The following is a 2,872-nucleotide window of genomic DNA, read 5'->3' as shown; positions in this document are numbered from 1 at the left end:
GGACCGGCGCAGGCGCAGGAGCAGCTGCGCACGGCGATGGCGATGGGGGCGGATCCATGCCTGCTCCATTGGGAGGGCTTCTGGTCGTCGCACTGGAGCAGGCCGTCGCGGCTCCCATGTGCACCATGCGTCTCGCCGATGCCGGCGCGCGCGTCATCAAGATCGAACGCGAGGAAGGCGACACGGCGCGCCCCTACGACAAGGCCGTCAGAGGTGTCAGTGCCTACTTCGCCTGGCTGAACCGCGGCAAGGAGAGCATCGCCCTCGATCTGAAGGGCAAGGACGATCTTGCGCTGGCGGAGCGCATGATCGCGAAGGCGGATGTCTTTGTGCAGAACCTCGCGCCTAGCGCCACGGTCCGGCTGCGGAGTGGCGCCGGTTCTGTGCTGGCGTGATCCAACGGCCGGATCTGATCGCCGACCCGCGCTTCGCGGACAACCCCTCCCGCGTGATCAACCGCGAGGCGCTGACCGCCGAGATCGCCCGGATCTTCGCTGCCCAGACGCGCGCCGAGATGGTGTCGCGGCTGGAAGGGCATCAACTGGCCTGGGCGCAGGTTTCCTCGGTGTCCGATCTCGTGAACCATCAGGCTCTGACGCGGTTGGAGGTCGATCTGGGCAATGGGCAAAGCTGCTCCATGCCGACCTCACCCATGCTGCCCGTCGAGAAGGCGGGGCGCGTGCCGGGGCTTGACGAGAAAGGCGAAGCCATCCGGCGGGACTTCATGGCCTGAGCGGAACGGCCGGCATGATGCGCGAGCGGCGGAGTAAGGTTCTCTCGCCACCCTGGCTGACGGAGGGCGGCTTCCCGCCCGCCGCGCCTTGGATGACGCCCGCGGGTCGGTTCATGTCGGCAGGAGGTGATCGTCATGACATTCGCCACGGCGACCACCGCCATTCCGCTGCACCGGCAGAACGGCCTGCGCGTCATCGCCCACGGCGGAACCGAGCCGATCGAGATGCTGCCCGGCATCCCGCCCATCAGCGGCACGGTGCAGGGCTATTCCAGTCAGGAGTGGCAGGGCATCTTCGCGCCGGCCGGCATGCCCGGCCCGATCCTGGGCCGGCAGAGCGAGAGCCTCTCCGCCGTCCTGTCCGACCCCGCCATCGTCGAGCGGTTCACCCGGCTTGGCGCGCGGTCCCGGGCGGAGACGCGTCAGGAGTTCGCGGCCTTCATCCGCGAGGAGGCCCGGCGCATGGCCGCCCAGATCAAGGAGGCCGGCACCGCGCGGCAGGCCGCGCGGTGCCGGCGCGCCGGCAGTCCTCCGGGGTCGTCGCCACTACCCTTCCGGGGCCGTTCGCTCACGGCCACCCCACCCCGCCCGTCTGCCCATAGATCTGCCCCGTCGTGTAGCTCGATGTGGCCGCCGCCAGCTCGACATAGACCGAGGCCAGTTCCACCGGCTGACCGGGGCGGCCCAGGGGCGTCGTGGTGCCGAAGGTCCGCAGGCCCTCCTCCGTCTGGCCGCCGCCAACCTGGAGCGGGGTCCAGAAGGGGCCGGGGGCGACGCCGTTGACGCGGATGCCCTGGGCGATGACCTGCTTCGCCAGGGCCCGGACAAAGGCCTCGTTGGCGGCCTTGGTGCAGGCATAGTCGATGATGTTCTCCGAGGGGCGGTCGGCGTTCACCGAGCTGGTGACGATGATGGCGGCGCCGGGCGGCAGATGCGGCAGGGCCGCCTGGGTCAGCCAGAACATGGCATAGACATTGGTCTTCATCGTCTGGTCGAGCTGCTCGGCGGAGATATCGGCCAGCCTGGTCTGCGCGTGCTGATAGGCGGCGTTGCTGACCAGGATGTCGAGACCGCCGAGCTGTTCCCGGGCCTGATCCACCAGGCGGGCGCAGAAGGCCTGCTCGCGCAGGTCGCCGGGGATCAGCACGGCCTTGCGCCCGGCCTCGCGGATGTGGCGGGCGACATCCTCGGCGTCCGACTGCTCGGCGTCGAGATAGTTGATGGCGACATCGGCGCCCTCGCGGGCATAGGCGATGGCGGCGGCGCGGCCGATACCGGAATCGCCGCCGGTGATCAGGGCGCGGCGGCCGGCGAGGCGGTTGCTGCCGCGGTAGGAGGTTTCGCCGCAATCGGGGATCGGGTCCATCCTCGATTGCAGGGCCGGCCAGGGTTGGGACTGCACCTTGAAGGGCGGCTTCGGGAAGCGCCCGCGCGGGTCGGCCAGAAGGGCGGGGCCGGTCGGGGGGGGGGTGGTCGCCGGCGGCGCCTGGGCGCGGGCCGGCGCGGCGGCCAGGGTGCCGGCGGCCAGGCCGGTGGCGGCGAGGCCGCGGACGAGGTCGCGGCGGGAGGCGGGGGGCGTATCGGTCATCGGGCGGCTCCGCGAGAGTGGGCTCTGGCGGAAACGCCGGGCGGCGGCGGAGGTTGGGCGTCCCTGTCCGCGTCTTCGACGAAGGGAAGGATTGTTTCGCCGGAAACTGCCCGTTAAGGTTGTTCATGACCTATAGCTGGACAACCATTGACAGTCCGGACGACCTTCGCCTGGGCGAGGTCATGCCGGCCTGGTTCGCCGGGCGCATGATGGCCGATGCCTGGATCTTCGGGCTGCTGCTGACGACCGGGCAGACCATGCTGATCCGCAGGATCGATGCGGTGCATCTGGCGACGCGGGCCGGGGAGGCGTTGCTGGATGTGGAGCTGGTGGAGGGGCCGGCGCCGGATGTCGCGATGCCCGGACCGTATGTGACGGGGCCGCCGGGGCGGCCACTGGCCACGGTGAACCTGCGCCACGTGGTCGCCGCCTTCGAGGTGATGGCGCGGGAGGATGACGCGGCGGGCGAGGAGGAGTAGGGGGGCGGGGGGGGGGGGGGGGGGGGGGGGGCGCCCCGCGGCGGGGCGGGGGGCGGGGGGGGGGGGGGGGGG

The 2,872-nt window shown here is 71.4% G+C and carries 4 protein-coding genes and 1 pseudogene; 4 read left to right on the top strand and 1 reads right to left on the bottom strand.

The features are described from left to right. The 3 genes and pseudogenes from ACVMLK_RS20565 to ACVMLK_RS20555 all read left to right on the top strand — a co-directional run. Window positions 1-395, top strand: a 395-nt coding sequence (locus ACVMLK_RS20565; protein ID WP_457487479.1) for a CoA transferase, incomplete at its 5' end; no start/stop codon positions are given. Next, window positions 392-733: a CoA transferase gene (locus ACVMLK_RS20560; RefSeq protein WP_457487478.1), complete on the top strand. Its 342-nt coding sequence runs from the start codon at window positions 392-394 to the stop codon at window positions 731-733. The genes ACVMLK_RS20565 and ACVMLK_RS20560, both read left to right, overlap by 4 nt. Window positions 734-868: 135 nt before the next feature. Further along, window positions 869-1,210: pseudogene (locus ACVMLK_RS20555) on the top strand (tripartite tricarboxylate transporter substrate-binding protein); the annotation flags it as partial. 91 nt (window positions 1,211-1,301) lie between these two features. Here ACVMLK_RS20555 and ACVMLK_RS20550 read toward each other — a convergent pair. Beyond that, entirely contained in the window at window positions 1,302-2,321 is a 1,020-nt protein-coding gene (locus ACVMLK_RS20550) for an SDR family oxidoreductase (protein ID WP_457487477.1), read from the bottom strand. 125 nt (window positions 2,322-2,446) lie between these two features. Here ACVMLK_RS20550 and ACVMLK_RS20545 point away from each other — a divergent pair, with 125 nt between their 5' ends. Next, window positions 2,447-2,800, top strand: a complete 354-nt coding sequence (locus ACVMLK_RS20545) for a hypothetical protein (RefSeq protein WP_457487476.1) — start codon at window positions 2,447-2,449, stop codon at window positions 2,798-2,800. Window positions 2,801-2,872 lie beyond the last annotated feature (72 nt).

It is taken from the genome of Teichococcus aerofrigidensis, from assembly GCF_054073225.1.
The sequence above is the reverse complement of the archived record's forward strand: the minus strand, read 5'-3'. Positions and strand labels throughout refer to the sequence as shown.

Coding starts and splice junctions, on each gene's coding strand:
- ACVMLK_RS20550 (WP_457487477.1), bottom strand. CDS start 2,321: ATGACCGATACGCCCCCCGCCTCCCGCCGCGACCTCGTCCGCGGCCTC.
- ACVMLK_RS20545 (WP_457487476.1), top strand. CDS start 2,447: ATGACCTATAGCTGGACAACCATTGACAGTCCGGACGACCTTCGCCTG.